Source organism: Starkeya sp. ORNL1, assembly GCF_012971745.1.
Lineage (GTDB): Bacteria > Pseudomonadota > Alphaproteobacteria > Rhizobiales > Xanthobacteraceae > Ancylobacter.
In genome coordinates this window covers 5,977,209-6,001,457 of record NZ_CP048834.1, presented here as the reverse complement: position 1 = coordinate 6,001,457, position 24,249 = coordinate 5,977,209, and the positions used below count along the sequence as shown (strand labels likewise).

At 66.9% G+C, this 24,249-nt stretch carries 27 protein-coding genes and 1 pseudogene; 16 read left to right on the top strand and 12 right to left on the bottom strand.

The features are described from left to right. Positions 1 to 253: 253 nt before the first annotated feature. The 12 genes from lgt to G3545_RS28140 all read left to right on the top strand — a co-directional run bounded on the left by lgt (position 254) and on the right by G3545_RS28140 (position 10,852). A complete protein-coding gene (lgt, locus tag G3545_RS28195) occupies positions 254 to 1,087 on the top strand; it encodes a prolipoprotein diacylglyceryl transferase (RefSeq protein WP_170017599.1) in 834 nt (277 codons plus the stop codon). Next, positions 1,087 to 2,196 (top strand): SAM-dependent methyltransferase, encoded by a 1,110-nt coding sequence (locus G3545_RS28190; RefSeq protein ID WP_170017598.1) that lies wholly within the window; start codon positions 1,087 to 1,089, stop codon positions 2,194 to 2,196. The genes lgt and G3545_RS28190 overlap by 1 nt, the downstream gene beginning before the upstream one ends. Next, entirely contained in the window at positions 2,193 to 2,954 is a 762-nt protein-coding gene (gene pgeF / locus G3545_RS28185; RefSeq protein ID WP_170017597.1) for a peptidoglycan editing factor PgeF, read from the top strand. The genes G3545_RS28190 and pgeF overlap by 4 nt, the downstream gene beginning before the upstream one ends. A 6-nt stretch (positions 2,955 to 2,960) precedes the next feature. Next, positions 2,961 to 4,112: a Xaa-Pro peptidase family protein gene (locus tag G3545_RS28180; RefSeq protein WP_170017596.1), complete on the top strand. Its 1,152-nt coding sequence runs from the start codon at positions 2,961 to 2,963 to the stop codon at positions 4,110 to 4,112. A 135-nt stretch (positions 4,113 to 4,247) separates the two neighbouring features. After that, positions 4,248 to 4,847 (top strand): hypothetical protein, encoded by a 600-nt coding sequence (locus tag G3545_RS28175; RefSeq protein WP_246702600.1) that lies wholly within the window; start codon positions 4,248 to 4,250, stop codon positions 4,845 to 4,847. 147 nt (positions 4,848 to 4,994) lie between these two features. Then, the gene (locus G3545_RS28170; RefSeq protein WP_170017594.1) at positions 4,995 to 5,948 is read left to right on the top strand and encodes a ribose-phosphate pyrophosphokinase; all 954 of its coding nucleotides are present in this window, start codon (positions 4,995 to 4,997) and stop codon (positions 5,946 to 5,948) included. A gap of 263 nt (positions 5,949 to 6,211) precedes the next feature. Then, positions 6,212 to 7,129, top strand: a complete 918-nt coding sequence (locus G3545_RS28165) for a hypothetical protein (protein ID WP_170017593.1) — start codon at positions 6,212 to 6,214, stop codon at positions 7,127 to 7,129. 193 nt (positions 7,130 to 7,322) lie between these two features. Continuing rightward, positions 7,323 to 7,961, top strand: a complete 639-nt coding sequence (locus tag G3545_RS28160) for a 50S ribosomal protein L25/general stress protein Ctc (RefSeq protein WP_170017592.1) — start codon at positions 7,323 to 7,325, stop codon at positions 7,959 to 7,961. Positions 7,962 to 7,991: 30 nt separating this feature from the next. Continuing rightward, on the top strand, positions 7,992 to 8,594 hold the full coding sequence (gene pth / locus G3545_RS28155) for an aminoacyl-tRNA hydrolase (protein WP_170017591.1): 603 nt from the start codon (positions 7,992 to 7,994) through the stop codon (positions 8,592 to 8,594). Positions 8,595 to 8,700: 106 nt separating this feature from the next. Then, positions 8,701 to 9,798, top strand: coding sequence for a redox-regulated ATPase YchF (gene ychF / locus G3545_RS28150; protein WP_170017590.1), 1,098 nt, complete (start codon positions 8,701 to 8,703; stop codon positions 9,796 to 9,798). Positions 9,799 to 9,906: 108 nt separating this feature from the next. Continuing rightward, on the top strand, positions 9,907 to 10,365 hold the full coding sequence (locus G3545_RS28145) for a MaoC family dehydratase (RefSeq protein WP_170017589.1): 459 nt from the start codon (positions 9,907 to 9,909) through the stop codon (positions 10,363 to 10,365). Between the two features lie 10 nt (positions 10,366 to 10,375). Continuing rightward, positions 10,376 to 10,852, top strand: a complete 477-nt coding sequence (locus tag G3545_RS28140) for a MaoC family dehydratase (RefSeq protein WP_170017588.1) — start codon at positions 10,376 to 10,378, stop codon at positions 10,850 to 10,852. Here the strand turns inward: G3545_RS28140 and G3545_RS28135 are convergent. The 4 genes from G3545_RS28135 to petA form a co-directional block, all read right to left on the bottom strand. Beyond that, positions 10,849 to 11,583 (bottom strand): transporter substrate-binding domain-containing protein, encoded by a 735-nt coding sequence (locus G3545_RS28135; RefSeq protein WP_170017587.1) that lies wholly within the window; start codon positions 11,581 to 11,583, stop codon positions 10,849 to 10,851. The genes G3545_RS28140 and G3545_RS28135 overlap by 4 nt on opposite strands. 227 nt (positions 11,584 to 11,810) lie before the next feature. Next, complete coding sequence (locus tag G3545_RS30015) at positions 11,811 to 12,668, bottom strand: cytochrome c1 (RefSeq protein WP_170017586.1); 858 nt, start codon at positions 12,666 to 12,668, stop codon at positions 11,811 to 11,813. 14 nt (positions 12,669 to 12,682) lie between these two features. Then, on the bottom strand, positions 12,683 to 13,957 hold the full coding sequence (locus tag G3545_RS30010; RefSeq protein WP_170017585.1) for a cytochrome b/b6: 1,275 nt from the start codon (positions 13,955 to 13,957) through the stop codon (positions 12,683 to 12,685). 24 nt (positions 13,958 to 13,981) lie between these two features. Next, positions 13,982 to 14,542 carry a ubiquinol-cytochrome c reductase iron-sulfur subunit gene (gene petA, locus G3545_RS28120; RefSeq protein WP_170017584.1) on the bottom strand — a complete coding sequence of 187 codons (561 nt, stop codon included), beginning with the start codon at positions 14,540 to 14,542 and terminating at the stop codon, positions 13,982 to 13,984. A gap of 230 nt (positions 14,543 to 14,772) precedes the next feature. Between petA and G3545_RS28115 the strand changes: the two genes are divergently transcribed. After that, positions 14,773 to 15,249: a tRNA (cytidine(34)-2'-O)-methyltransferase gene (locus tag G3545_RS28115; RefSeq protein ID WP_170017583.1), complete on the top strand. Its 477-nt coding sequence runs from the start codon at positions 14,773 to 14,775 to the stop codon at positions 15,247 to 15,249. A 68-nt stretch (positions 15,250 to 15,317) separates the two neighbouring features. Here G3545_RS28115 and G3545_RS28110 read toward each other — a convergent pair. Then, positions 15,318 to 15,604: pseudogene (locus tag G3545_RS28110) on the bottom strand (GIY-YIG nuclease family protein). A 120-nt stretch (positions 15,605 to 15,724) separates the two neighbouring features. Beyond that, entirely contained in the window at positions 15,725 to 17,590 is a 1,866-nt protein-coding gene (locus tag G3545_RS28105; protein ID WP_281411695.1) for an ABC transporter ATP-binding protein, read from the bottom strand. Positions 17,591 to 17,800: 210 nt separating this feature from the next. Between G3545_RS28105 and hemF the strand changes: the two genes are divergently transcribed. Next, complete coding sequence (gene hemF, locus G3545_RS28100; RefSeq protein WP_206151355.1) at positions 17,801 to 18,730, top strand: oxygen-dependent coproporphyrinogen oxidase; 930 nt, start codon at positions 17,801 to 17,803, stop codon at positions 18,728 to 18,730. Positions 18,731 to 18,736: 6 nt separating this feature from the next. Here hemF and G3545_RS28095 read toward each other — a convergent pair whose 3' ends face one another. Then, a complete protein-coding gene (locus G3545_RS28095; protein WP_170017581.1) occupies positions 18,737 to 19,108 on the bottom strand; it encodes a hypothetical protein in 372 nt (123 codons plus the stop codon). 25 nt (positions 19,109 to 19,133) lie between these two features. Continuing rightward, positions 19,134 to 19,523 (bottom strand): VOC family protein, encoded by a 390-nt coding sequence (locus G3545_RS28090; protein ID WP_170017580.1) that lies wholly within the window; start codon positions 19,521 to 19,523, stop codon positions 19,134 to 19,136. A gap of 190 nt (positions 19,524 to 19,713) precedes the next feature. Between G3545_RS28090 and G3545_RS28085 the strand changes: the two genes are divergently transcribed. Both G3545_RS28085 and G3545_RS28080 read left to right on the top strand, forming a co-directional pair. After that, complete coding sequence (locus G3545_RS28085; RefSeq protein ID WP_170017579.1) at positions 19,714 to 19,932, top strand: DUF2158 domain-containing protein; 219 nt, start codon at positions 19,714 to 19,716, stop codon at positions 19,930 to 19,932. 260 nt (positions 19,933 to 20,192) lie between these two features. Next, positions 20,193 to 21,374, top strand: a complete 1,182-nt coding sequence (locus tag G3545_RS28080) for a low temperature requirement protein A (protein ID WP_170017578.1) — start codon at positions 20,193 to 20,195, stop codon at positions 21,372 to 21,374. On the opposite strand, the gene G3545_RS28075 is transcribed toward G3545_RS28080, so the two are convergent. The 4 genes from G3545_RS28075 to G3545_RS28060 are packed head-to-tail and all read right to left on the bottom strand — an operon-like array spanning position 21,361 to position 24,078. Continuing rightward, positions 21,361 to 22,584: a CCA tRNA nucleotidyltransferase gene (locus tag G3545_RS28075; protein WP_170017577.1), complete on the bottom strand. Its 1,224-nt coding sequence runs from the start codon at positions 22,582 to 22,584 to the stop codon at positions 21,361 to 21,363. The genes G3545_RS28080 and G3545_RS28075 overlap by 14 nt on opposite strands. Further along, on the bottom strand, positions 22,581 to 22,844 hold the full coding sequence (locus tag G3545_RS28070) for a DUF6111 family protein (RefSeq protein WP_170017576.1): 264 nt from the start codon (positions 22,842 to 22,844) through the stop codon (positions 22,581 to 22,583). Before G3545_RS28070 ends, G3545_RS28075 begins: the two co-directional genes overlap by 4 nt. Then, entirely contained in the window at positions 22,844 to 23,491 is a 648-nt protein-coding gene (locus G3545_RS28065) for a CoA pyrophosphatase (RefSeq protein WP_170017575.1), read from the bottom strand. Before G3545_RS28065 ends, G3545_RS28070 begins: the two co-directional genes overlap by 1 nt. After that, positions 23,491 to 24,078 (bottom strand): DUF1285 domain-containing protein, encoded by a 588-nt coding sequence (locus G3545_RS28060; RefSeq protein ID WP_170018315.1) that lies wholly within the window; start codon positions 24,076 to 24,078, stop codon positions 23,491 to 23,493. Before G3545_RS28060 ends, G3545_RS28065 begins: the two co-directional genes overlap by 1 nt. Between the last annotated feature and the right edge of the window lie 171 nt (positions 24,079 to 24,249).

Sequence of the window (24,249 nt, the reverse complement as noted above, 5' to 3'; positions counted from 1 at the left end):
ACAATGGTGCGCCGCGCCGCCCGCTGCAAGGGCATGGCGGCGTTTTCACGGGTTTTGGTTGAGGATGGACACCAACTTGTCGTCATCCCGGACGGCTGCAAGGCCGATCCAGGATCGCCCAAACATCGGAGAGCGATCCCGGCTCTCCGCTGCGCTGCGGCCGGGATGACGACGAGCGAATGGAGCCCCCCGTCTTGATCCAGCCACGCGACGCGGGCAAGACGGCGCGACGCAGGCTTCCGGAATCGCGCCGATGCTCTTTGCCCTCCCCTTCCCCCATATCGACCCGGTGCTGATCGAGCTCGGCCCCTTCGCCATACGCTGGTACGCGCTCGCCTACATTGGCGGCCTGCTGCTCGGCTGGTGGCTGTCGAAGCGGCTGTGCGCCAATGATGCGCTGTGGGGCGGCAAGTCGCGCATCCCGCCGCAGGATTTCGACGACGCCGTGGTGTGGATCGCCTTCGGCGTCATCCTCGGTGGGCGCATCGGCTATGTGCTGTTCTATAATTCTTCCTACTATCTCGAGCACCCGCTGGAGGCGCTCACCCTCTGGCATGGCGGCATGGCCTTCCATGGCGGCTTCCTCGGCTCCATTCTCGCCATGTGGCTGTTCTGCCGTAGCCGCCGCCTGCCGCTGATCTCCATGCTCGACATCGCCGCCGCGGTGGTGCCGATCGGACTTTTCCTCGGCCGCCTCGCCAATTTCATCAATGGCGAGTTGTGGGGCCGGGTGAGCGACGTGCCCTGGGCCATGGTATTCCCCAATGCTGGCGAGCTGCCACGCCACCCGAGCCAGCTTTATGAGGCCGGCCTCGAAGGGCTGTTGATGTTCGCCATCCTGATGCTCGCGGTGCGCCGCGGCGCGCTGGCCCGGCCGGGCCTCATCGCCGGCCTGTTCGTCTTCCTCTATGGCTGCGCCCGCATAGCCATCGAATTCGTGCGCGAGCCCGACGTCCAGCTCGGCTATCTCTATGGCGGCTGGCTGACCATGGGCATGATCCTGTCGCTGCCGATGCTGCTGGTCGGCGGCACCCTCATTGCCCGCGCCATGCGCCGCCCGGCGCTGCAAGCCGCGCCGCAGAGCTGATGGGCGCGGGCGGCACCGAACTGGGCCGGCGGCTGGCGCGCGATATCGCCGCCACCGGACCGATGACGGCGGCCGACTATATGGAGCGCTGCCTGTTCGATCCGGCGAGCGGCTACTACACCACGGCCGAGGTGTTCGGGGCGAAGGGCGATTTCATCACCGCCCCCGAGATCAGCCAGGTGTTTGGCGAATTGCTCGGGCTGTGGGCCGCGGACAGTTGGCTGCGCATTGGTAGCCCCTCGCCCTTTGTGCTCGCGGAGCTCGGCCCCGGCCGTGGCACCATGATGGCGGACATGCTGCGCGCGACGCGGATCGTGCCCGGCTTCCACGACGCCATGCGGGTGGTGCTGGTGGAGGCCTCGAAGCGCCTGCGCGCCAGGCAGGAGGAGACATTGGCCGCCTACACCGTCGAATGGTGCGCGCGCGTGGCCGAGTTGCCGCCCGGCCCGCTGATAGCGCTCGCCAATGAGTTCTTCGACGCGCTGCCGATCCGCCAGTTCATCCGCACGCCGGAAGGCCTTGCCGAGCGCATGGTCGGCATCGCCGACGACGGGGCGCTCAGCTGGGGCCTGCGTCCCGGGGCCCGGCTCGACGCGGAGGCGGAAGCCCGTCTCGTCCGCCAGCCGCCGGGCAGCATCTTCGAAATCTGTCCCGCCGGCTTCGGTATCGCCCGCACGCTCGCTGAACGCGTGACAATGCAGGGCGGCGCCGTGCTCGCCATTGATTATGGCCATGCCGGCGGCTTCGGCGACACGTTGCAGGCACTGCGCGATCACGCCTTCGATGACCCGTTGGCGCACCCGGGCGAAGCAGACCTGACCGCACATGTCGATTTCGGCGCTCTTGCTCGTGCGGCGAAGGCCGCCGGTGCGCGCGCCTTCGGTCCGGTCACGCAAGCTACGCTGCTCGAGCGCCTCGGCCTCACGCAGCGCGCCGAGCGGCTGAAGCGCGACGCCGCGCCAGAAGCCCGCACTGCCGTCGACGCCGCAGCGGCGCGCTTGACGGGACGCGGCGCCCGCGACATGGGGGAACTCTTCAAGGCGCTCGCCATCGTGCATCCTGATATGCATGAGGTGGCTGGATTCGCCCCGGACGAGGAAGCCGCATGAAGATTCTGTCGCCAGCCCTGAGCGCCCTGCCCGGCATCCACCACGCCTTCTTCACCCGGCAGGGGGGTGTGTCCGAAGGCATCTATGCCTCGCTGAACGGCGGCACCGGTTCGCGCGACGAGCCCGAGCGCGTCGCCGAGAACCGCGCCCGCATGGCAGCCGCGCTTGGCGTTACCCCCGAGCGCTTCCTCACCGCCTATCAGGTTCACTCGGCTGATTGCGTCATCGTCGACGGCCCCTGGGCCGAGCGCCCGGAAGCCGACGCGGTAGCGACCGCGACGCCGGGGATCGCCGCCGGCGTCTCGATCGCCGATTGCGGGCCGATCCTGTTCGCGGATGCGCAGGCCCGGGTCGTTGCCGCCGCCCATGCGGGATGGAAGGGCGCGGTCGGCGGGATACTGGATTCGACGGTGGCGCGGATGGCGGAGCTTGGCGCCAGGCCGGAGCGCATCGTCGCCGCGATCGGCCCGCTGATCCGCCAGCAGAGCTATGAGGTCGGCCCGGAATTCGTCCACAATGTCACGGCGCTCGACCACGCCAATATCCGCTTCTTCGCACCATCGGATCGCGAGCATCATTCGATGTTCGACCTGCCGGGCTATATCGCCGCGCGCCTGCACCGCCTCGGCGTCGGCCAGGTCGAGGATCTGTGCCTCGACACCTATTCCGATGCCGAGCGCTTCTACAGCTATCGGCGTACCACCCATCGCGGCGAGCCGGACTATGGCCGGCTGATCGCCGCCATAACCCTGGTCTGACGCGCCATGGCCCTGCATTTCACCCCGGCCGAGTTCGAGCGCCGCAAGCAGCGGCTGCTGACGGAGCTTGCCGCACGCAAGCTCGACGGCCTGCTGATGTTCCAGCAGGAGTCGATGTACTGGCTGACCGGCTACGACACGTTCGGCTTCTGCTTCTTCCAGGCGCTGTGGCTTGGTGCCGATGGTCGGCTCGCTCTGCTCACCCGCTCGGCGGACCTGCGGCAGGCCCAGCACACCTCGATCGTCGCCGATATCCGACTTTGGGAAGACCGCAAGGATTCCACCCCCCAAGAGCAGCTTCGCCAGATGGTGGAAGAACTTGGCGGCAAGAGTTCACGGATCGCCGTGGAGTATGACAGCTACGGACTTACCGCCGCGAACGGGCGCAAGCTCGACGCTGCCTTCGACGGCTTCGCGACGCTGGAGGACGCCTCCGGCCTCGTCGACCGGCTGCGCGCAGTGAAGTCGGCGGCCGAAATCATCTATGTGAAGCAGGCCGCCAAGCTCGCCCTGGCCGCCCGGCAGGCGGCGGTGGAGCTGATCGCCCCCGGTATCGACGAGGGGGACATCCTCGCCGCCATGCAGGGCGCCGTCTTCAAGGGCGGTGGCGACTATCCGGCCAATGAGTTCATCATCGGCTCCGAGCGCGACGCCCTGCTCTGCCGCTACAAGTCCGGCCGCCGCCAACTCGGCAGCGAGGACCAGATCACCCTCGAATGGGCCGGCGCCTATCGCCGCTACCATGCGGCGATGATGGAGACGGTGGTCGTCGGCCCGCCGCGCGACCGGCATCTGGAACTGTTCGCCGCCGCCCGGCAGGCAATGGAGGCCTGCGGCCATACCATCGTGCCCGGCAGGACCGCCGGCGAGGTGTTCGCCGCCCACGCCCATGTCATGGACGGCCACGGCCTGGCGAAGCATCGGCTCGCCGCCTGCGGCTATTCGCTCGGCGCCAAGTTCACCCCATCCTGGATGGATCCGCCGATGTTCTATGCCGACAATGACTGGATGCTGGAGCCCGGCATGGTCATGTTCGCGCACATGATCCTGATGGACAGCGAGACCGGGACCGCCATGTGCCTTGGCCGGACATTTCTCGTCACGGTGGATGGCAATGAATGCCTCACCCAGGCGCCGCTGGACCTAATCGTAAACTGATATTAACACTTCCTGGTAGCTGGCGACGGCGCGGCGTTCCCTGGCGGGACGACACGCGGCGCGACCGGCGGACAGGGATTGGCGCTTATGATCGACCCCCGGAGCCGTCGGCTGATGCCGGCAGCGGCGGCCGTCTTGGCCGCGCTTCTGCTCGCCGCCTGCCAGACGGGCAGCGGCAACAGCCCGACCGCACGAGCCTCGGTCGGCGCCTCGGGGCCTTCGCGCGCCATCGCCTTCGAATCCATCGACGGCCCGCCGCAACCGGTGTTCAACAAGCTGGTCGCCAGCCTCACCAATGAGGCGGACGCCCGCAACGTGCGCGTGGTCTCGCGCGAGGCTGATGCCGGTTATCGCGTGCGCGGCTATCTCGCCGCCAGCGTCGAGGACAATAAGGGCACAGTCGACTGGGCCTGGGACGTGTTCGACAAGGACCGCGTGCGCGTGCTGCGCGTGGCGGGCAGCGAACAGGTCGGCAGTGGCGCCGACGTCTGGGCGCGCTGCAATGATGACGTGGTCAACCGGATCGCCGCGCAGAGCCTGACCGAGATCGCCTCCCGGCTCGACGGCGCGCCGGCGACGGCCCGCCCGGCGGCTGCCCCGCAGCCGGCTCCCGCGACCGCACCGCCTGCCGTGCGGCCGGATGACGGCCCGCCGGTCGCCAGCGCGGAACCGGTTGGCGCGCCGGCCGATGCAGCCCCGTCCACCGGTGCGCTGGCGCTCGCGCCCGAGCACTGATTACGGCACTGCGGCAACACGGCGGTTACCACCCCGCAAGCGACGTTGCGTCACCCGCTTTACAGCGCGGGCGCGGCCGCCTATCAGGGCTTCGCGACGGCCGTGCGACGGCCCGAGCGCCGAAAGGACGGCTGGGAGCGCGCCGGAATGTCCACCAATAACGGGTCGATCAAGCTGGTCGCTGGCAATGCCAACCGGCCGCTGTCGGAGGCCATTGGCGCCTATCTGGCGACCCCGCTGACACGTGCCGTGGTCCGGCGCTTCGCCGACATGGAGATCTTCGTCGAGATCCAGGAGAATGTCCGCGGCAAGGACGTGTTCGTCCTGCAGTCGACCTCCTTCCCGACCAATGACCATCTGATGGAGCTGCTCATCATCACCGATGCGCTGCGCCGCTCCTCGGCCCGCCGCGTCACCGCGGTGATTCCCTATTTCGGCTATGCGCGGCAGGATCGCCGCTCCTCCGGCCGCACCCCGATCTCGGCCAAGCTGGTCGCCAACCTCATCACCCATGCCGGCGCCGACCGTGTGCTGACCGTCGACCTGCATGCCGGGCAGATTCAGGGCTTCTTCGATATCCCGACCGACAATCTGTTTGCCGCGCCGGTGATGGTGCAGGACATCAAGAACCGCTTCGATCTCGGCAACATCACCGTGGTCTCGCCCGATGTCGGCGGCGTGGTGCGTGCCCGCGCGCTGGCCAAGCGCATCGACGCCCAGCTCGCCATCGTCGACAAGCGCCGCGAGCGCCCGGGCGAGAGCGAGGTGATGAACGTCATCGGCGATGTGGACGGCAAGCGCTGCATCCTGGTCGACGACATCATCGATTCCGGCGGCACGCTGGTGAACGCCGCCGATGCCCTGCTGGAGCGCGGCGCGACGGAAGTGCACGCCTATATCACCCATGGCGTGCTCTCCGGCGGAGCGGTGGCGCGCGTCACCGCCTCGAACCTGAAAGAACTGGTGATCACCGACACCATCCAGCCGACCGAGGCGGTGCGGGTCGCCCGCAATATCCGGGTGGTCTCGGTGTCCACCTTGATCGGCGAGGCCATCGGGCGCACCGCGCACGAGGAAAGCGTCTCCAGCCTGTTCGATTGAGTAGCCTCCCCGCCAAGATTTCGCCATTCGGTTCTGCCGCAGCGGTCAAGCTGGGACTCGTATTGCGCGAACCGGCGTATTTCCGGCCGCGTCGCCCTGAAGCCGACGGCATCAAAATCAGCCGCTTACGGGGATGCCTCCGATTTCCACCTGCGTCCAACGGTTGAAATCCACCGAATCGGCCGTTTTGTGCGGTGCGCCATGCTGGCTCCACGATTGACCCGCATGTTTCCGGCTCATTGAATCAAACGGAAGCGCCAGCCATGAAGCGCGCCTTTTTCGCCGCCGCATTGCTGCCCCTGCTCGCTGCGCCCTGCCTCGCCCAGGAGGCGACCAGCGAGGATGTCAACGGCACCTCGAACGCATCAGGTGCGCCAGCCGAACCGGCCCCGGTCGTCACCGGCACGATTCCCGGTCGCGGCGGCGCCGATCCATGGTCCGGCATCGTCATCGTCGTGACCCCGCCGCCAGCCGAGGACGCTGCCCCCGACGAGTCGGGCCAGGCCCTTGGCCTCGCCGACCAGCTGAACGCCACCCCTCCGACTGACGCCGACGGGCCGCAGTCCATCGCCCTGCTGCCGGGCGACGAGACCACGGACGAGGCGACCGACGAGATGCCCTCGCTCTGGACCTCGCTCGATCTCGGCATCGGCGATGGCGTCGAGATGCCGCCGCCGCGCAAGGTGGCGACGGTTCCGACGCAACCTGTGAAGGCGGCTCCAGCCCAGCCGCTGCCAACCAGCTTCGACCTGCGCCAAGGCCCGGCGCAGGTCGCAATCATCACCAGCGTCTCCACCACCCCGCCAATCTCCGACCCGATGGACGGCAATGCCGGCGGCGGATCGGGCGAGGTGAAGGGCCGTCTCGGCTATGTGCTCGACAATTGGAGCGTCTATGGCGTCGGCGGCTTCGGCGCGGCCGAAAGCACCGGCACGCTCTCGGTCTATGACAGCCTCATGCTCGGCGGCACCTACACCATACCGCTGGCGCCGTACGGCCTCGGCGCCAATGACAGCATCGGGGCCAAGCTCGAGGTGGGCGACACCCAGGCGACGACGACCTCGGTGGAGATGCGCAGCGGCCAGGGCAACTACCAGCGCTTCATCTCGGTAGAGCGCTCCACCGCGCCGACGGCAGCTCCGAGCGACACGGTGCGCGCTGGCGTGGTCGGAAAGTTCTGACGTTCGCCTGCGTCGTAAACCGCGCGCATCATTGCCCTGTAACGGCTTTGCTGCTATGAGCGCGCCCGTCGCCCGGCCTATCCGCACCCCTGGAGGCGCGCCGGAGCGGCATCAACACGAACCATCCCGACGGGACGGCCGCCTGCGCGGTCCAAATCCGCGTTGGGGATTTGAACGAAGGACTTTGAAAGCCATGACCGCCATCAAGGAACTGAAGGCGACGGCGCGCGCGAAGGTCGGCAAGGGGGCCGCTCGTGCAGAACGCCGCGCCGGACGCGTGCCCGCCGTGATCTACGGCGACGGCAAGGCCCCGCTGGGCATCTCGCTGGACTATACCGAGATCACCCGCACCATCTATGCGGGCCATTTCCTCTCCACGCTTTTCAATGTCGATGTCGACGGCGAGAAGCACCGCGTGATCCCGCGCGACTACCAGCTCGATCCGATCAAGGACCTGCCGCAGCACGTCGACTTCCTGCGGGTCGCGGTCGGCGCCACGCTCGTGGTCGATATCCCGGTGCACTTCGTGAACGCCGAGACCTCCCCGGGCATCAAGCGCGGCGCCACGCTGAACATCGTCAGCCACTCGGTGTCGCTGAACGTGCCGGCCGACAATATCCCCGACGCCATCAATGTCGATCTCGGCAATGCCCAGATCGGCGACTCGGTGCATCTCTCCTCGATCGCCCTGCCGGTCGGCGTGACCTGGGCCGGCCATGGCGACGACACGCTCGTCACCATCAGCGCGCCGTCGGGCCTGAAGGAAGCTGATGCCGACGACGCTGCCGCCGCTGCGGCTGCGGCTGCTGCTCCGGCTACCAAGAAGAGCTGAACCTGAATTTCCGGCCGGGAGGACGCCCCCGTGTTCCTGTTCGCGGGGCTCGGCAATCCCGGCCCGAAATATGCCGGCAACCGGCACAATATCGGCTTCATGGCGGTGGACGCGATCGTCCGCCGCCATCGCTTCTCGCCGTGGCGCCGGCGCTTCCAGGGCGCGGCGTGCGAAGGCGAGATCGCCGGCGAAAAGGTTCTGGCGCTGCTCCCCGAGACCTTCATGAACGACAGCGGGCGCGCCGTCGCGGAAGCGCAGCGCTTCTACAAGATCGTGCTCAAGGACATCTACGTCTTCCATGACGAGCTCGACCTGCCGCCCGCCAAGGTGCGGGTGAAGCATGGCGGCGGCAATGCCGGCCACAACGGCCTGCGCTCCGTCACCGCCCATTGCGGCAACGATTACGGACGCGTGCGGCTCGGCATCGGCCATCCCGGCGACAAGGCGCTGGTGATGCCCTATGTGCTGAACGACTTCGCCAAGGCCGAGCGCCCCTGGCTCGAGGCCGTCTGCGACGGCTGCGCCGAGCTGGCCGAACTGCTGGTGAAGGGCAAGCCCGACGAGTTCCAGAGCCGCATGCACCTGCTGCTGGAAGCCCGCGGCATCGGCGCCAACGGCAAGCCGGCCGGATAGGTCGTGCCGGCGCCATGATACGGAAAGCCGCCATCGGACTTGCGCACCGCGCCCGGCTTGCCTAACCACAGCAGCAACATCCCGATCACGACGAGCAGCGACCCCCATGGGCTTCAAATGCGGCATCGTCGGCCTGCCGAACGTCGGCAAGTCGACCCTCTTCAATGCGCTGACGCAGACCGCGGCGGCGCAGGCGGCGAATTATCCGTTCTGCACCATCGAGCCGAATGTCGGCGAGGTGGCGGTGCCGGATCCGCGCCTCGACACGCTGGCCGAGATCGCCAGTTCCGCGCAGATCGTTCCGACCCGCCTCACCTTCGTGGACATCGCCGGCCTGGTGCGCGGCGCCTCGCAGGGCGAAGGCCTCGGCAACCAGTTCCTCGCCAATATCCGCGAATGCGACGCCATCGCCCATGTGGTGCGCTGCTTCGAGGATGGCGACATCACCCATGTCGACGGCAAGATCGCCCCGCTCGCCGATATCGAGACCATCGAGACCGAGTTGATGCTGGCCGACCTCGACAGCCTCGAGAAGCGCATCGTCGCCATCGAGAAGAAGGCCAAGGGCGGCGACAAGGAGGCCAAGGAGATCCTTGACCTCATGAACCGCGCTCTGGTGCTGCTGCGCGAAGGCCAGCCGGCGCGGCTGGTCGACGTGAAGCCGGAGGAGGAGCGCGCCTTCCGCATGCTCGGCCTGCTGTCCTCCAAGCCCGTGCTGTATGTCTGCAACGTCGAGGAAGCCTCGGCGAAGCACGGCAATGCGCTGTCCGCCCAGGTGTTCGAGCAGGCGGCCAAGGAAGGCGCCAAGGCCGTCGTCGTCTCCGCCAAGATCGAGAGCGAGATCGCGGTGCTGCCGCCCGACGAGCAGAAGGAATATCTGGAGGCGATCGATCTGGACGAGCCGGGCCTCAACCGCGTCATCCGCGCCGGCTATGACCTGCTCAAGCTCGTCACCTATTTCACCGTCGGCCCCAAGGAAGCGCGGGCCTGGACCATCACCGCAGGCACCAAGGCGCCGGCGGCGGCTGGTGTCATCCACAGTGATTTCGAGAAGGGCTTCATCCGCTCCGAGACCATCGCCTATGACGATTATGTGCGCGGCAAGGGCGAGGCCGGCGCGCGCGAGGCCGGCAAGCTGCGCCTCGAAGGCAAGGAATATGTCGTTGCCGACGGCGACGTGCTGCACTTCCGCTTCAACACCTGAGCGCGTTTTAACCCACGCGCATCTCCTATGCCCTTGACGCACGGAACGTCGTCGCCTGTCATCTCATTGTCAGGGCTGTGACGGCGGGGCGGGGAGGCCGGGACGGCGATGCTTTTCTGGGAAGACTTCCACGAGGGTCAAGTCGCGACCGGCGGACGCTATGTCGTCGGCCGCGAGGACATCATGGCGTTCGCCCGGCAATATGACCCGGATCCGCTGCATCTCGACGATGCCGCAGCCGAGGCGACACGGCTCGGCGGCATCGCCGCGTCCGGCTGGCATGTCTGCTGCATCTTCATGCGGCTGCTCGCCGACGGGCTGTTGCTGAAAACCGATTCGATGGGCTCGCCGGGCGTCGACGAGGCGCGATTCCTGCGGCCGGTCTATCCGGGTGCGGTGCTCACGCTGCGCCGCGCCGTACTGGAAACCCGTGCCTCGAAGAGCCGGCCGGAAATGGGGCTGGTGAAGTTCCGCTTCGAATTGCTCGACGCCACCGGCACGGTGGTGTTCGACAATGTGTGTTCCATCATGTTCGGCCGGCGCAATCCCGGCGCCCGGCTGGCGTGAGGGGCGGCAGATGAACTTCTTCGAAGACGTCGACATCGGCGACAAGACGGCGCTCGGCTCGCACACCTTCCTGGCGGAAGAGATCATCGCGTTTGCCCGCACCTGGGATCCGCAGCCCTTCCATGTCGATCCGGTAGCGGCAGCGCGCAGCCAGTTCGGTGGGCTCGCCGCCTCGGGCTGGCACACCGCGGCGATCTGGGCACGGCTCAGGGCACAGGCGATAGGGCGCACCCACGAGACGCTGCGTGCCCGTGGCGAGCGCGTCCCGCGCGTCGGCCCCTCCCCCGGCTTCAAGGACATGAAATGGCTGAAGCCGGTGTATGCCGGCGACACCCTGACCTATGAGAGCGAGATCGCCGCCAAGAAGCCGAGCGCCAGCCGGCCGGAATGGGGCCTCGTCTTCACCCATGAGCGCGGCTCGAACCAGTATGGCCGGCTGGTCTTCGAGTTCACCAATTGCGTCTTCGTGGAACGGCTGGAGGCTTAGGCTATTCGATCGACCTCCGCGTCGGTGAAGCCGAATCGGGCCATCAGCGCGCGATGCTCGGGCGAGCCGAGGAAATCGGCGAGCACCGTGTCGATCGCGTCGCGAAAGCCGGTCTCCGACTTCTCCACCGCGAACGCGCCGGGAGCCGCAGCCTTTTCGCCGGCCGGGACCTCCACAACTGCGAGCGCCAGCGCCGGATGCTCCGCCAGATAACCGGCATGGGCCATCGCCACGCTGGCATAGGCATCGACCGCGCCGGTCGTGACCGCGGCAGCCGCCTCGGGATAGTTCGCGAAGATGCGTATGCGCGCCTCCGGCAACCCGAGATCCAGCGCCGTGCGATGCTGCATCTGGTCCTGCACCACGCCGAGCCGCAAACCGGCATCGCGGGCGAGCGAGTTGTAGCCCGCAATACCCCGCGGATTGCCGCCCGCCACCAGTAGGCCGTCCGGCAGCGCCCACACCGGCCGGCAGAAGGCCACGCGGCGGGCGCGCTCCGGGGTGACGAACATGCCGGTCGTCATATGCCAGCTTCCGCCCTGTAGCCCGGGCAGCAATTCGGCGAACTCGGTCTCAACCGGGACGAAGGAAGCGTAGCCGAGTGCACCCGCGACATGGCGCGCGACCTCGACGTCGCAGCCGGTGACGGTTCCGTCGGCCGCGCGATAGCAGAAGGGCGGCTCGATAAGGAATGCGAAGCGGAACTCGCCGCCGGGCGCGGGCCTGCTCATGTGCGCTCCTCAGCGTGCATGCATCGCGGACGGGTGTCGCTCTGCTTCAGCATCCTTCGAGGCTCGCTGCGCGAGCACCTCAGAATGACGTGGCTCTTTTAAACACGACGTCATCCTGAGGTGCCCGGCAACGCCGGGCCTCGAAGGATGCTCAGCAAAGCGGCCCCATCGCACCAAATGCAAAGGGCCCCTATCGGGGCCCTTTCAATCCGTACCGAGCGTCGCGCTCAGGCGTGGTCGTGCACGCTCTTCCACACCTTCTTCTTGGTGAAGTAGAGCAGCCCGGCGAAGAGGATCAGGAACAGCATCACCTGGAAGCCGATGCGCTTGCGCGCCTCGAGGTGCGGCTCGGCGAGCCACATCATGAAGGCGACGACGTCGCGGGAATACTGGTCGACCGTCTGCGGGGTGCCGTCGCTATAGGTGACCTGGTCGTCCGACAGCGGCTTCGGCATCTTGATGGCGTGGCCGGGGAAGTACTCGTTGTAGTGCGCGCCTTCCGGCAGATTGAAGCCTTCCGGCGGGGTGTCCTTGTAGCCGTTCAGCAGCGCGTGGATATAGTCCGGACCCTGCTCCTGATACTGCTTCAGCACGTCGATCAGGAAGCCCGGAAAGCCCACCTCATAGGTCCGCGCCTTGGCCAGCACCGAGAAATCCGGCGGGAACGCGCCGCCGTTCGAGGCACGCGCCGCCTGCTCGTTCGGGAAGGGCGAAGGCCAACGGTCGGAAAGCCGCGCCGGACGCTCGAACATGTCGCCGGAATCATTCGGCCCGTCCTGCACCTTGTATTCTTCGGCGACCGTCTTGGCCTGGTCCTCGGAATAGCCCGGCCCGCCCTCCTGCGCGAGGTTGCGGAAGGCGAACAGGTGAGCGGAGTGGCAGGAGGAGCAGACCTCCTTGAACACCTGGAAGCCGCGCTGCAGCTGCGCCTGGTCGTATTTGCCGAACGGGCCGGCGAAGGACCAGCTTTCGCGGTGCGGCTGCGGCGCGCCGTGCTCTTGCGCGAAGGCGGCGGGGGCACCCGCCAGCAGCAGGGCCGCGGCGGCACCGAGGGTGAGCGAGCGGAGAGACATGAGTTTGTTCATCGTATCCGTTCCGCTCAACCCTTGACGTCGGGCGCCGAGACGCCGGCGGCGACGGGCGCACCGCCCCTGGACTTGCCCAGCACCGCCTCGGTGATCGAGGCCGGCACTGCCTTCGGCTTCTCGAACAGGCCGAGCAGCGGCAGGATGATGAGGAAGTGCGCGAAGTACCAGACGGTGAGGATGCGGCCGGCGATCACGTAGCCACCCTCGGCCGGCTTCGAGCCGAGCCAGCCGAGCCCGATGCACACCGCGATCCAGATCCAGAAGAACTGCTTGAACAGCGGGCGGTAGCTGCCCGATCGCACCTTCGAGGTATCGAGCCATGGCACGAAGAACAGCACCAGGATGGCACCGAACATGGTCAGCACGCCGCCGAGCTTGTCCGGCACCGAGCGCAGCATGGCGTAGAACGGCAGGTAGTACCATTCGGGCACGATGTGCGCCGGCGTCACCAGCGGATTGGCCGGGATGTAGTTGTCGGCGTGGCCGAGATAGTTCGGGATGTAGAAGATGAACCAGGAGAAGAAGATCAGGAAGCACACCATCGCGAAACCATCCTTGATGGTCGCGTAGGGCGTGAATGCCACGGTGTCCTTCTCCGACTTCGGCTCGACGCCGGTCGGGTTGTTCTGGCCGACCACGTGCAGCGCCCAGATGTGCAGCACGACGACGCCGGCGATCATGAAGGGCAGCAGATAATGCAGCGAGAAGAAGCGGTTCAGCGTCGGATTGTCGACCGCGAAGCCGCCCCATAGCCACTCGACGATGGTCGGGCCGACCACCGGGATGGCCGAGAACAGGTTGGTGATGACGGTGGCGCCCCAGAAGCTCATCTGGCCCCAAGGCAGCACATAGCCCATGAAGCCGGTCGCCATCATGAGCAGATAGATGATCACGCCGAGGATCCACAGCACCTCGCGGGGGGCCTTGTAGGACCCGTAATAGAGGCCGCGGAACATGTGAATGTACACCGCGATGAAGAACATCGAGGCGCCGTTGGCATGGATGTAGCGGAGCAGCCAGCCATAGCTGACGTCGCGCATGATGTGCTCGACCGAGTCGAAGGCGAGCGTCGCGTGCGGGGTGTAGTGCATCACCAGCACGACGCCGGAGATGATCTGCACGCCGAGCATCAGCGAGAGGATGCCGCCGAAGGTCCACCAGTAGTTCAGGTTGCGCGGCGTCGGATAGGCCACGAACGAGGAATGGACCAGCCCCACCAGAGGCAGCCGGCTCTCGAACCACTTCAGCGCCGGGTTCTTCGGCTCGAATGTCGCGTGTCCGCTCATTGATGCAAGGTCCCTGACGCCGGCTCAGCCGATGGAGATCTTCGTGTCGGACACGAATTGATAGGGCGGAATGGCAAGGTTCTCGGGAGCCGGACCGCGGCGCACGCGTCCGGCACCGTCATATTCCGAGCCGTGGCACGGGCAGAACCAGCCATCATACTCGCCTGCGTGGCCGATGGGTACGCAGCCGAGATGGGTGCAGATGCCGATGACGACGAGCCACCGCTCCTTGTCGCGGGCGGCCCGGTTCTCGTCGGTGGCGGGAGCATCGGCCGGCAGGTTGGCATTGCGGGCGATGGGATCGAGCAGCGCGGAGACCGCGACCCCCTTCGCCTCGGCAATGTCCTTCGCGGTGCGGTTCCATACGAAGACCGGCTTGCCGCGCCACTTCACCGTGACGATCTGGCCTTCCTGGATCGGGGCGAGATCGACCTCCGTCGAGGAGAGCGCCAGCACGGAAGCATCCGGCTGAAGCTGGGAAATGAAGGGCCAGACCGCCGCTGCCGCTCCCACCGCTCCGACAGCGCCGGTTGCGATGTAGAGGAAGTCGCGGCGAGTGGGTTCCGCCGTTCCAGTTACTGCCACGTTCGGTTCCCTTTCCCTCGACCCTGCCTTTCGCGCGGTGCCCTCCCCCATGCGGGAGCCCCCGGGCCAGGCGCGACGCGGTGCGCGCCCCGAAAATGGGGGCGGGTACCTTCGAGAGCCTCTAATTGCATCGTCATCGCCCCTTGTCCAGATGAGCGCAGTGCGGCAGTCCGTCCTGCCCCGTCGCAGCCTTTGAGCGCGCACGGCAACCCGTTGCCGGAGAAAATGGAATGAGCCTCGTCCTAGCGCTCTATGAGCCGGATATCGCGCAGAATGCCGGCACATTGGCGCGACTCTGCGCCTGCCTTGACCTGGCGCTACACATCATTGAACCGGCAGGCTTTCCCGTCGGCGATGCCGGCTTCCGCCGCGCCGGCATGGACTATCTCGACCGTGCGGCGATCCACCGCCACTCATCGTTCGCGGCGTTCGAGGAATGGCGGGCCAGCGAGCGCCGCCGCCTGGTGCTGGCGACCACGAAAGGTGCGATTCCCTATGCGGACTTCGCCTTCCTCGCCGACGACGTGCTCCTCCTCGGCCGCGAGAGCGCCGGCGTGCCGGACGCGGTCCATGCGCGGGCGAACGCGCGGGTGATCATCCCAATGGTAGCGGGAGCCCGCTCGCTGAACGTGGCGGTGGCGGGCGCGATGATCGCGGGGGAAGCGCTGCGGCAGGTCGGAGGGTTTGCTCCTGCCACCTACCGCTAGCCTCAAAGAACGCGTCCACTAGCCCCAAGAGCACCCTCATCCCCGGGCTTGACCCGGGGATCCAGACTTCAGACGAGATCGTCATAAAGATCGCGCCAGTTGGGATTGTCGCGCTCGACAAGCGCGAGTTTCCACTTGCGGGACCAATGCTTGATATTCTTCTCCCGCTGGATTGCAGCCAAGGCGGTATCGTGCGGCTCTGCATAAACCAACAGCTTCACCTCGTACTTCTCAGTGAAGCCCGGCATGAGTTCCGTACGGTGCTCGTGGATGCGACGCGCAAGATCCGCGTCACGCCCACGTAGAGCGTGCCGTTTCTGCGGCTGGCCAAGATGTACACCCAATGTTTGTCCACCGGCGAGATGTCGAGGTCTCTGGATGCCCGGGTCAAGCCCGGGCATGAGGGTGGATAGGTGGTTTTGCAACTTCCCTCATCCGCGGGCGTAACCCGCGAATCCAGACCTCGGGGACCGCGTCACTCCGCCGCCTGCCCCACCTGCTCATCCGCGTCGATGAAGCCGCCGGACTGGCGGCGCCACAGCCGTGCATAGAGACCGTCGCGCGCCACCAACTCGGCGTGGGTGCCGGTCTCGACCACGCGGCCATGATCCATCACCACCAGCCGGTCCATACGGGCGATGGTCGAGAGGCGGTGCGCGATGGCGATCACCGTCTTGCCGGCCATCAGCTCGTCGAGATTCGACTGGATCGCCGCCTCCACCTCCGAATCGAGCGCCGAGGTTGCCTCGTCGAGCACGAGGATCGGCGCGTCCTTCAGGAGCACGCGGGCGATGGCGATGCGCTGGCGCTGGCCGCCGGAGAGCTTCACCCCGCGCTCCCCGACATGGGCCTCCAGCCCGCTCCGGCCGTGCGGATCGACCAGCGTCTCGATGAAGGCGTCGGCATGGGCGCGGCGGGCCGCGGCCGCGATCTGCTCGTCCGAGGCTTCCGGCCGGCCATAGCGGATATTGTCGCGCACCGAGCGGTGCAGCAGCGAGGTATCTTGCGTAACCACGCCGATCTGGGCGCGCAGGCTCTCCTGCGCCACCGCGCCGATATCCTGCCCGTCGATCAGGATGCGCCCGCCCTCGGCGTCGTAGAAGCGCAGCAGCAGGCTCACCAGCGTCGACTTGCCGGCGCCGGACGGGCCGACCAGCCCTACCCGCTCGCCGGGCCTCAAGGTGAGATCGAGATTCTCGATCACGCCGGAGCCGCGCCCGTAATGGAAGCGCAGATTCTCGAAGCGGATCTCGCCCCTGGTCACCTTGAGCGCCGGCGCGCCGTCGCGGTCGAGCACGGTGTGCGGCCGGGCGATGGTCAGGATCGCCTCCTGCACCGTGCCGACATTCTCGAACACGCCGGTCACCACCCACATGATCCAGCCGGACATGTTGGTGATGCGGATGGCGAGGCCGGTGGAGAGCGCGATGGCGCCGAGATTGATCGCCCCGATCGACCACAGCCAGACGCCGAGCCCGCCGACGCCGCCCAGCATCAAGCTGTTGAGGAAGCTGACCGACAACGACATCCGCGTGATCTGCCGCTGCTGGCGGCGGAACGCCTCGTTGTGCGCGGTCACCGCGTCGCGCACATAGCCGTCCTCGCGGTCGCCATGGGCGAAAAGCTTCACCGTCATCACATTGGTGTAGCTGTCGACGATGCGCCCGGAGAGCAGCGAATTGGCTTCCGAGGTCGATTTGGAGAGGTTGCGGATGCGCGGCACGAACAGGGTCAGGGCCACGATATAGAGCGTGATCCACAGGACGATCGGCACCGCGAGGCGCCAGTCGGCCTCGGCAAAGAGCACCACCGCGCTCACCGCATAGACGGTGACGTACCACAGCGCATCGATCACCTCGACCACCGAGCCGCGTATCGCCGGGCCGGCCTGCATCACCCGGTTGGCGACGCGGCCGGCGAAATCGCCCTGGAAATAGGCGAGGCTCTGCCGCACCACCCAGCGATAGGATTGCCAGCGGATCAGGCTGGCGACATTGGCATTGATGCTCTGGCGGATCAGCAGATCGTGCAGCGCATTGGCGAGCGGGCGCGCGATCACCACGACGAACGCCATCCAGGCGAGGAGCCTGCCGTGTTCGGTAAAGATCGTCGCCGGCGAGGAGGATTGCAGCAGGTCCACCACTTGCCCGACATAGCGGAACAGCGCGACCTCGATGATGGCGACGAGGAAGGCGGCCGCCAGCGCCGCCACGAACAGCCAGCCGCTCTGCCGAACGAAGTGCCAATAGAATGCGGTGAGTCGCTCCGGCGGACGCACGATCGGCGCCGGCCGGAACGGATCGACCAGATTCTCGAACCAGGCGAACAGGCGGGTCAGCATGTCGCGCTTATGGTGGCCGGTTGCGGCACCAGTATGTCGGTCGGCGGAAAGGTGACGACGGAGAGCTTTCGTGCGAAGCGACGTTCCCGCAAAATCCACCCGCCGAAATTCACCGGCTAAGATTCACGTGCCTTGCGGCGGATCAAACCCGCCGCGCCCGGATCGCTTCAGAACAAATGTCACTGTAGCGCTCCGATGAGGGAGGCCCCGATGCCCGAAGCTACCGCCAAGACCAGCACCGATCGGCTGGATCATCGCAAAACCGGCACGCTCGATGTGCGCAAGGCTGCTGCCCGCGCCTGGTTCGAGCAATTGCGCGACCGCATCTGCGCAGCCTTCGAGACGTTGGAGGACGAGGCACCGGCGACGCTCTATGAGGGCGCCCCCGGCCGCTTCGTCCGCACCCCCTGGCAGCGCACCGACCATTCCGGCGCTGCGGGCGGCGGCGGCGTGATGTCGATGATGCGCGGGCGCTTGTTCGAGAAGGTCGGCGTGCACTGTTCGACGGTGCACGGCACGTTCGCGCCGGAGTTCCGCAAGCAGATCCCCGGCGCCGAGGAAGATCCGCACTTCCACGCCACCGGCATCTCGCTGATCGCCCATCTGGCCAATCCGCATGTGCCGGCGGTGCACATGAACACGCGCTTCGTCGTCACCTCAAAGGCGTGGTTCGGCGGCGGCGCCGATCTCACCCCGCTGCTCGAGCGCCGCCGCACCCAGGACGATGTCGACGCGGCGGCCTTCCACGCCGCCATGCGCGGTGCCTGTGCGCCGCACGCGGTGGCGGACTATGAGCGGCTGAAGACGTGGTGCGACGAGTATTTCTGGCTGCCGCATCGCAAGGAGCCGCGCGGCATCGGCGGCATCTTCTATGACTGGCTGGACAGTGGCGACTGGGACGCCGACTTCGCCTTCACCCGCGATGTCGGCCTCGCCTTCCTCGACATCTATCCGCGCCTGGTCCGCGCCAATTTCGCAACGCCGTGGACCGCCAGGGACCGCGAGGAGCAGCTGGTGCGCCGCGGTCGCTATGTCGAATTCAACCTGCTGCACGATCGCGGCACGGTGTTCGGGCTGAAGACCGGCGGCAATGTCGATTCGATCCTCTCCTCGATGCCGCCGGTGGTGAAGTGGCCGTGAATCCGTTCAGCCCTGACGCCGCATGCGCAGCGCCAGCTTGAGCACGCCCGGCACCAGGAACACCAGGGCAAAGGCGTACAGCGCAGGCGACAGACCCGGCCCGAGCCCAAGGCACAGCGAGCCGGAACCATCAGGGACGCAGGCGCGCTGCGCGAAGCCCGAGGCGGCGAACAGCGCGCCGATCCCGAGCAGCGCGACGCCATGCGCCTTGAGCAGCACCATGCCGATGACGATCATCAGCAGCGAGGAAGCGAGGATGACGAGGGTCATCATGAAGGCGGGAGCAGCCGAGACCAGAGGGGAGACGAAGTTACCCTGACAAGCCGGCGAGCCCGCCGCAACCCTCATTCGCGGCGGCACCGCCTGCGCACCGCGCATGGCACGCTATCTCGAGGCATCCCGATCAGGACGCCATGGCGATGATTTCCCAGACATGGCCGTCGAGATCCTGGAAGCCGTGGCCGTACATGAAGCCATGGTCCTGCGGCTCCCGCGGCACCTTGCCGCCGGCCGCCTTGGCCTTGGCCACCATATCGTCGACGCCGGCGCGATCCTCGACCGAGATGCACACCAGCACTTCGACCTGGCTGTGGGAATCGATCACCGTCTTGTCGGTGAAGGTCCGGAAGAACGGCTCGGTCAGCAGCATGGCGTAGATATTGGGGCCGACCACCATGCAGGCGCCCTGCTCATTGGTGAAATCCATGTTGAAATCGAACCCGAGCGCACGGAAGAACGCCATTGAACGCGGCAGATCCTTCACCGGCAGGTTGACGAACATCTCCTTTGCCATTGGCAATTCCCTTTCCCGTTTTCGATACGCCGTTCTTTCCGGCCTTCCACAGGACGAACCGGCCGCCTGCGTCCCGACATGTCGCTTTCAGCTTTTTCGTTGAGTGTCCTTTTTCATTGACTGTCCGTCCGTGATCGCATCGTCATGCGCGCTCGCTAGACAGGCGAAATCTCGAACACGGAGCTACCCCATGGAATTCGCACCCGGCGATGTCGTCGAACTCAAGTCCGGCGGCCCGCTTCTCACCGTCGTCACGGCGACCGCGGAAAAGGTGAGCTGCATCTGGTTCGAGGAAACGGTGGGCGAATTCCGCACCCACGAATTCGCTCCTGTCCTGCTCTCCAAGGCCGAGCTCGAAGGCGAGGAAGAGGACGAAGACGAGGAAGACGAGGACGAAGACGAGCGCTGAGCGACCTCAGAGCCTCACCCAAAGTTCGCCCCTTCCGCTGAGAGAGCCCGCTCTCCGCCCTCATCCCCGGGCTTGACCCGGGGATCCAGACTTCGACCGGGTGCATGCGGATGGGCTGGATCCCCGGGTCAAGCCCGGGGACGAGGGTCTGTTGGTATTTTCCATCAGATCCTCAGGGTGAGGTAGCACGCCTCACGTGACGGCATGGTGCCGGCCACGGCCCCGCTTAAGATGGGCGAATCGGTAATCGGGGCTCACCAATGTCGCCGCGCAATCTGCTTCGCTCGCGCCACGAGGGCGGGCACGCCCGCGTCACCTATGTCGAACTGTTCTTCGACCTGGTCTTCGTCTTCGCCATCACCCAGCTCTCGCACACGCTGCTGGCGCATCTCGACCTCGCCGGCGCGCTGCACACGCTGCTGCTGTTCCTCGCGGTGTGGTGGGTGTGGATCTTCACCTCCTGGGTGACCAACTGGCTTGATCCCGACCGTACCCCGGTGCGGCTTGCGCTGCTCGTGCTGATGCTGCTCGGCCTCCTGCTCTCGACCTCGATCCCCGAGGCGTTCGGCGAGAAGGGGCTGCTGTTCGCGATTGCCTATGTGTCGATGCAGGTCGGGCGCTCGCTGTTCGTGCTGTGGGCGCTGGGCGATTCGAGCCCCGGCAACACCCGCAACTTCCAGCGCATCACCATCTGGCTCGGCTTCTCCGCCATCTTCTGGATCGCCGGCGGGCTGATGGATGGCGAGGCGCGGCTGATGGTCTGGATCATGGCGCTCGGCCTCGAATATGTCGCGCCCTCGCTCGGCTTCCGCGTGCCCAATCTCGGCCGTTCGAAGACCGGGGACTGGGATGTCGAGGGCGCCCATCTTGCCGAACGCTGCTGCCTGTTCGTCATTATCGCGCTTGGCGAATCCATCCTCGTCACCGGCGCCACCTTTGCCGAGGCGCAGATCAACCTGCTCTCCGTCAGCGCCTTCCTCACCGCCTTTGTCGGCACCATCGCCATGTGGTGGATCTATTTCGACGTCGGCGCCGAACGCAGCGCCGAGCACATCGCGAAATCAAACGATCCGGGAAAGCTGGCGCGACAGGCCTACACCTATACGCACCTGCTGGTGGTCGCCGGCATCGTGGTGTGCGCGGTGGCTGACGAACTGGTGCTCGCCCATCCGATCGGCCATCTGGAGCGGCCGGCCATCGCCGCGATGATCGGGGGGCCCGCGCTCTATCTCGCCGGTGTCGGGCTGTTCAAATGGCCGGTGGCGGGAAACTTCCCGCTGTCGCACATCATCGGCCTTGTGCTGCTGGCGCTGCTCGTGCCGGTTGCCTCGCATCTGGAGCCCATCGTGCTGGCGGGGCTCACCAGCGCGGTTCTGGTGATCGTCGCGGCATGGGAGACCTGGTCGCTGCGCCACACTCGAGCAGAGCTCAGGAAGCACTGAGGCCCATCGCGTCACGCACGATCTCGACGAGAGCCAGCGGCTCGTTGGGGAAGCCACGCTCGATCCAAAGCTCCTCGGCCCGCTTCAGGGCGGCGCCAAGCGCCGGCCCCGGCGGCAGGCCGCGCGCAAAGAAGGCGCCGGCATTGAGCGGGAAGACCGGCGGGGTCCAGCGGTTCGGCTGGTCGAGAAGCGCGCGCCAGCCATCGTCGTCGAGCGGCGCGCCAGCACGGGCAAAGGCGATCAGGGCGCGGTCGTCGTACTTGATGCGCCCGAAACGGTAGAGCGCCGCGCGCTGCCCCTTCTCGCACATCCCCGGCGTTGCGGCGGGACCTACGAGGTCTTCGAGCCGCTGCGCCTCGGCATTGGAGAGCCTGAGATCCACCTTCAATCGCGCGGCATCCTCCAGGGTGCGCACGGCCAGCGCGCCGAGCCGGCGCACGGCGTCCGGCTTGAGGCCCAGCGTCGCCTCGATCACGGCCAACCGGCCGAAAACCTCGACGTCCCCTGCCCCGCCGAGCACTGGCTGCAGCAGCCCGGCAGATTCCATTTCGCGCAGCGTCTCGGCGGCGCGCGGCGCGACCAGCAACTTCATCAGTTCGGCCCGCACCCGCTCGCGCGACAGGTTCGCCAGGCCATCCCTGTTGCGTACGGCGGCCGCCAGCGCCGCCTGGTCCAGCGGGCTGCGGCCATAGGCGGCGTGGAAGCGGAACAGCCGGAGGATGCGCAGATAATCCTCGCGGATGCGCTGGTCGGCATCGCCGATGAAGCGCACATGGCCGGCCTCGGCATCCGCTTGGCCGCCGACCAGGTCCACCACCTCGCCGTCGCGGCGCATATAGAGCGCGTTCATGGTGAAGTCGCGCCGCGCCGCATCCCGTGCCCAGTCGCGGCCGAACATCACCTTGGCGCGGCGCCCATCGGTCTCGACGTCTTCGCGCAGGCTCGTCACCTCGAATGGCTCGCCCGCCGCGATTACCGTCACCGTGCCGTGCTCGATGCCGGTCGGCACCGCCTTAAGCCCGGCGGCCTCGACCCGCCGCACCACCTCGTCGGGTAGCGCCGTGGTGGCGAGGTCGATGTCGGCGCGCACGCCACGCCCGATCAGCCAATCGCGCACCGCGCCGCCGACGATGCGCACCTCCTCGCCGTCGCGATCGAGCGCGTCGAACACCAGAGGGAGGCCCGGATGGCGCGCCAGCAGCGGATTCATTCGATATGCCCCGGGGTGAGCACGCCATCCTTCCAGGCGGGCGGCACGTAGCGGCCCTTGGTCGGCCCGCGGCCTTCCCATTCGATGACGTAGAGACTGCCAGCGACGAGCACGACCGCGATCAGCGTGCAGATCGCGAACGCCGTCGTCGACCACCCGGCCAGCAGGGAATCGAGCCCCCGCCCGAAGCGCAGATAGAGCGCGAACACGATGAACGGCGCGAGAAACAGCAACAGCTCAGTGAGAGCGACGCGCGCCATCAGCCGTACATCCTCTCATACATGTTGCGCAGGATGCCGGCGGTGACGCCCCAGATGAAGCGCTGGTCATAGGCCATGGCGTGGAAGGTCCGCGTCAGCCCATTGGCCTCGCGGGTATGGCGCTGGTGGTTGCCGGGGCTCATCAGGAACTCCAGCGGCACCTCGAACGCCTCATCGACCTCGCCGGGGTTCAGCGTCAGCCCAAAGCCGGGCTCCACCAGCGCCACCACCGGCGATATGCGGAACGCGGTCCGGGTGAGGTAGGTGTCGAGATAGCCGAGCGGCGCGACGCGCTCGCGCTCCAGCCCGACCTCCTCCTCCGCCTCGCGCAGCGCGGTGGCGATGGCATCGGTGTCGGTCTTGTCGACCTTGCCGCCGGGAAACGCGATCTGCCCGGCATGGTTCGGCAGATGGGCCGAGCGCAGCGTCAGCAGCACCGTCGGCTCAGGGCGCGCGATCACCGGGATCAGCACCGCGGCCTCGCGGATCGCGGCGCTGTCGACCAGCGCGCGCAGCTCGGGCATGAGGTCATGGTCGCCCGCCCGCGCGTCGCCCGACGGGGCGGAATGCAGGCGCGTGCGCGCCCGCTCGAGGAAGTCGGCGAGGCCGGGGGACGAGGCGGCGGGAGGCGGCACGAAGGCGGTCATCAGGACATATCCAGCGCCGCGGCCGGCACTATGGGGAAGAAGGCTCCGGCGGAGGCGACGCCGAACATCGCCTCCCCCTCTACCTCCCGCACCTCGCCGAGGGCGGCAAGGTCAAGCGCGAGGGCCGGCGTGAGGCGCGCCCAAAGGTCGCGGCGCACATGTATATAGGGACGCAGGCCGCCGGTCGCGCCATCGGTCTCGAAGCGCAGCGGATGGCCCCCGTCGCAATAGACGAGGTCGTCGAGATTGGTGCGGAAAACCAGGCGGTTTCCCTCGGCCATCTCCTCGCTCGCCATGTCGACGGCGAGAAACGGCACGTCTTCGACGGAAATGCCCACCTTCTCCACAGGCGTGACCAGTACGTAGCGCTCGCCCTCGCGCGTCAGCACGGAGGCGAACAGACGCACCATGGCTGGACGATTGATCGGCGTTCCGGCATAGAACCACGTTCCGTCGCGCCCGATTCGCATGTCAATTTCGCCGCAATCCGGCGGATTCCAGCGCTCCACCGGTGGTAGGCCGCCTCTATCCACGGCCTTAGCGGCGTTCACCAATTCCTCAAGTCGCGCCGAAACGCTTGGATTCATAGGTCTTTCCGCTTCACACAAGCGTAATCGCGCAGTCGTGATGCACTGCCGCATGGTCGACGCGGTGGCAAGATAGCGTAAGCTCAACGTTACGACAGCCGGATTGCCGTCGGCCGATGGATGCCGACCTGGTGCGTTGCAATGTTTGATGTTGCAATGCAACATAGCCAG

Bases quoted from the DNA above. Each gene is read 5' to 3' on its own strand.
- lgt (WP_170017599.1), top strand. From the start codon at position 254: ATGCTCTTTGCCCTCCCCTTCCCCCATATCGACCCGGTGCTGATCGAG.
- G3545_RS28190 (WP_170017598.1), top strand. From the start codon at position 1,087: ATGGGCGCGGGCGGCACCGAACTGGGCCGGCGGCTGGCGCGCGATATC.
- pgeF (WP_170017597.1), top strand. From the start codon at position 2,193: ATGAAGATTCTGTCGCCAGCCCTGAGCGCCCTGCCCGGCATCCACCAC.
- G3545_RS28180 (WP_170017596.1), top strand. From the start codon at position 2,961: ATGGCCCTGCATTTCACCCCGGCCGAGTTCGAGCGCCGCAAGCAGCGG.
- G3545_RS28170 (WP_170017594.1), top strand. From the start codon at position 4,995: ATGTCCACCAATAACGGGTCGATCAAGCTGGTCGCTGGCAATGCCAAC.
- G3545_RS28165 (WP_170017593.1), top strand. From the start codon at position 6,212: ATGAAGCGCGCCTTTTTCGCCGCCGCATTGCTGCCCCTGCTCGCTGCG.
- G3545_RS28160 (WP_170017592.1), top strand. From the start codon at position 7,323: ATGACCGCCATCAAGGAACTGAAGGCGACGGCGCGCGCGAAGGTCGGC.
- ychF (WP_170017590.1), top strand. From the start codon at position 8,701: ATGGGCTTCAAATGCGGCATCGTCGGCCTGCCGAACGTCGGCAAGTCG.
- G3545_RS28145 (WP_170017589.1), top strand. From the start codon at position 9,907: ATGCTTTTCTGGGAAGACTTCCACGAGGGTCAAGTCGCGACCGGCGGA.
- G3545_RS28140 (WP_170017588.1), top strand. From the start codon at position 10,376: ATGAACTTCTTCGAAGACGTCGACATCGGCGACAAGACGGCGCTCGGC.
- G3545_RS28135 (WP_170017587.1), bottom strand. From the start codon at position 11,583: ATGAGCAGGCCCGCGCCCGGCGGCGAGTTCCGCTTCGCATTCCTTATC.
- G3545_RS30015 (WP_170017586.1), bottom strand. From the start codon at position 12,668: ATGAACAAACTCATGTCTCTCCGCTCGCTCACCCTCGGTGCCGCCGCG.
- G3545_RS30010 (WP_170017585.1), bottom strand. From the start codon at position 13,957: ATGAGCGGACACGCGACATTCGAGCCGAAGAACCCGGCGCTGAAGTGG.
- G3545_RS28115 (WP_170017583.1), top strand. From the start codon at position 14,773: ATGAGCCTCGTCCTAGCGCTCTATGAGCCGGATATCGCGCAGAATGCC.
- G3545_RS28105 (WP_281411695.1), bottom strand. From the start codon at position 17,590: ATGCTGACCCGCCTGTTCGCCTGGTTCGAGAATCTGGTCGATCCGTTC.
- hemF (WP_206151355.1), top strand. From the start codon at position 17,801: ATGCCCGAAGCTACCGCCAAGACCAGCACCGATCGGCTGGATCATCGC.
- G3545_RS28095 (WP_170017581.1), bottom strand. From the start codon at position 19,108: ATGCGCGGTGCGCAGGCGGTGCCGCCGCGAATGAGGGTTGCGGCGGGC.
- G3545_RS28090 (WP_170017580.1), bottom strand. From the start codon at position 19,523: ATGGCAAAGGAGATGTTCGTCAACCTGCCGGTGAAGGATCTGCCGCGT.
- G3545_RS28085 (WP_170017579.1), top strand. From the start codon at position 19,714: ATGGAATTCGCACCCGGCGATGTCGTCGAACTCAAGTCCGGCGGCCCG.
- G3545_RS28080 (WP_170017578.1), top strand. From the start codon at position 20,193: ATGTCGCCGCGCAATCTGCTTCGCTCGCGCCACGAGGGCGGGCACGCC.
- G3545_RS28075 (WP_170017577.1), bottom strand. From the start codon at position 22,584: ATGAATCCGCTGCTGGCGCGCCATCCGGGCCTCCCTCTGGTGTTCGAC.
- G3545_RS28070 (WP_170017576.1), bottom strand. From the start codon at position 22,844: ATGGCGCGCGTCGCTCTCACTGAGCTGTTGCTGTTTCTCGCGCCGTTC.
- G3545_RS28065 (WP_170017575.1), bottom strand. From the start codon at position 23,491: ATGACCGCCTTCGTGCCGCCTCCCGCCGCCTCGTCCCCCGGCCTCGCC.
- G3545_RS28060 (WP_170018315.1), bottom strand. From the start codon at position 24,078: ATGAATCCAAGCGTTTCGGCGCGACTTGAGGAATTGGTGAACGCCGCT.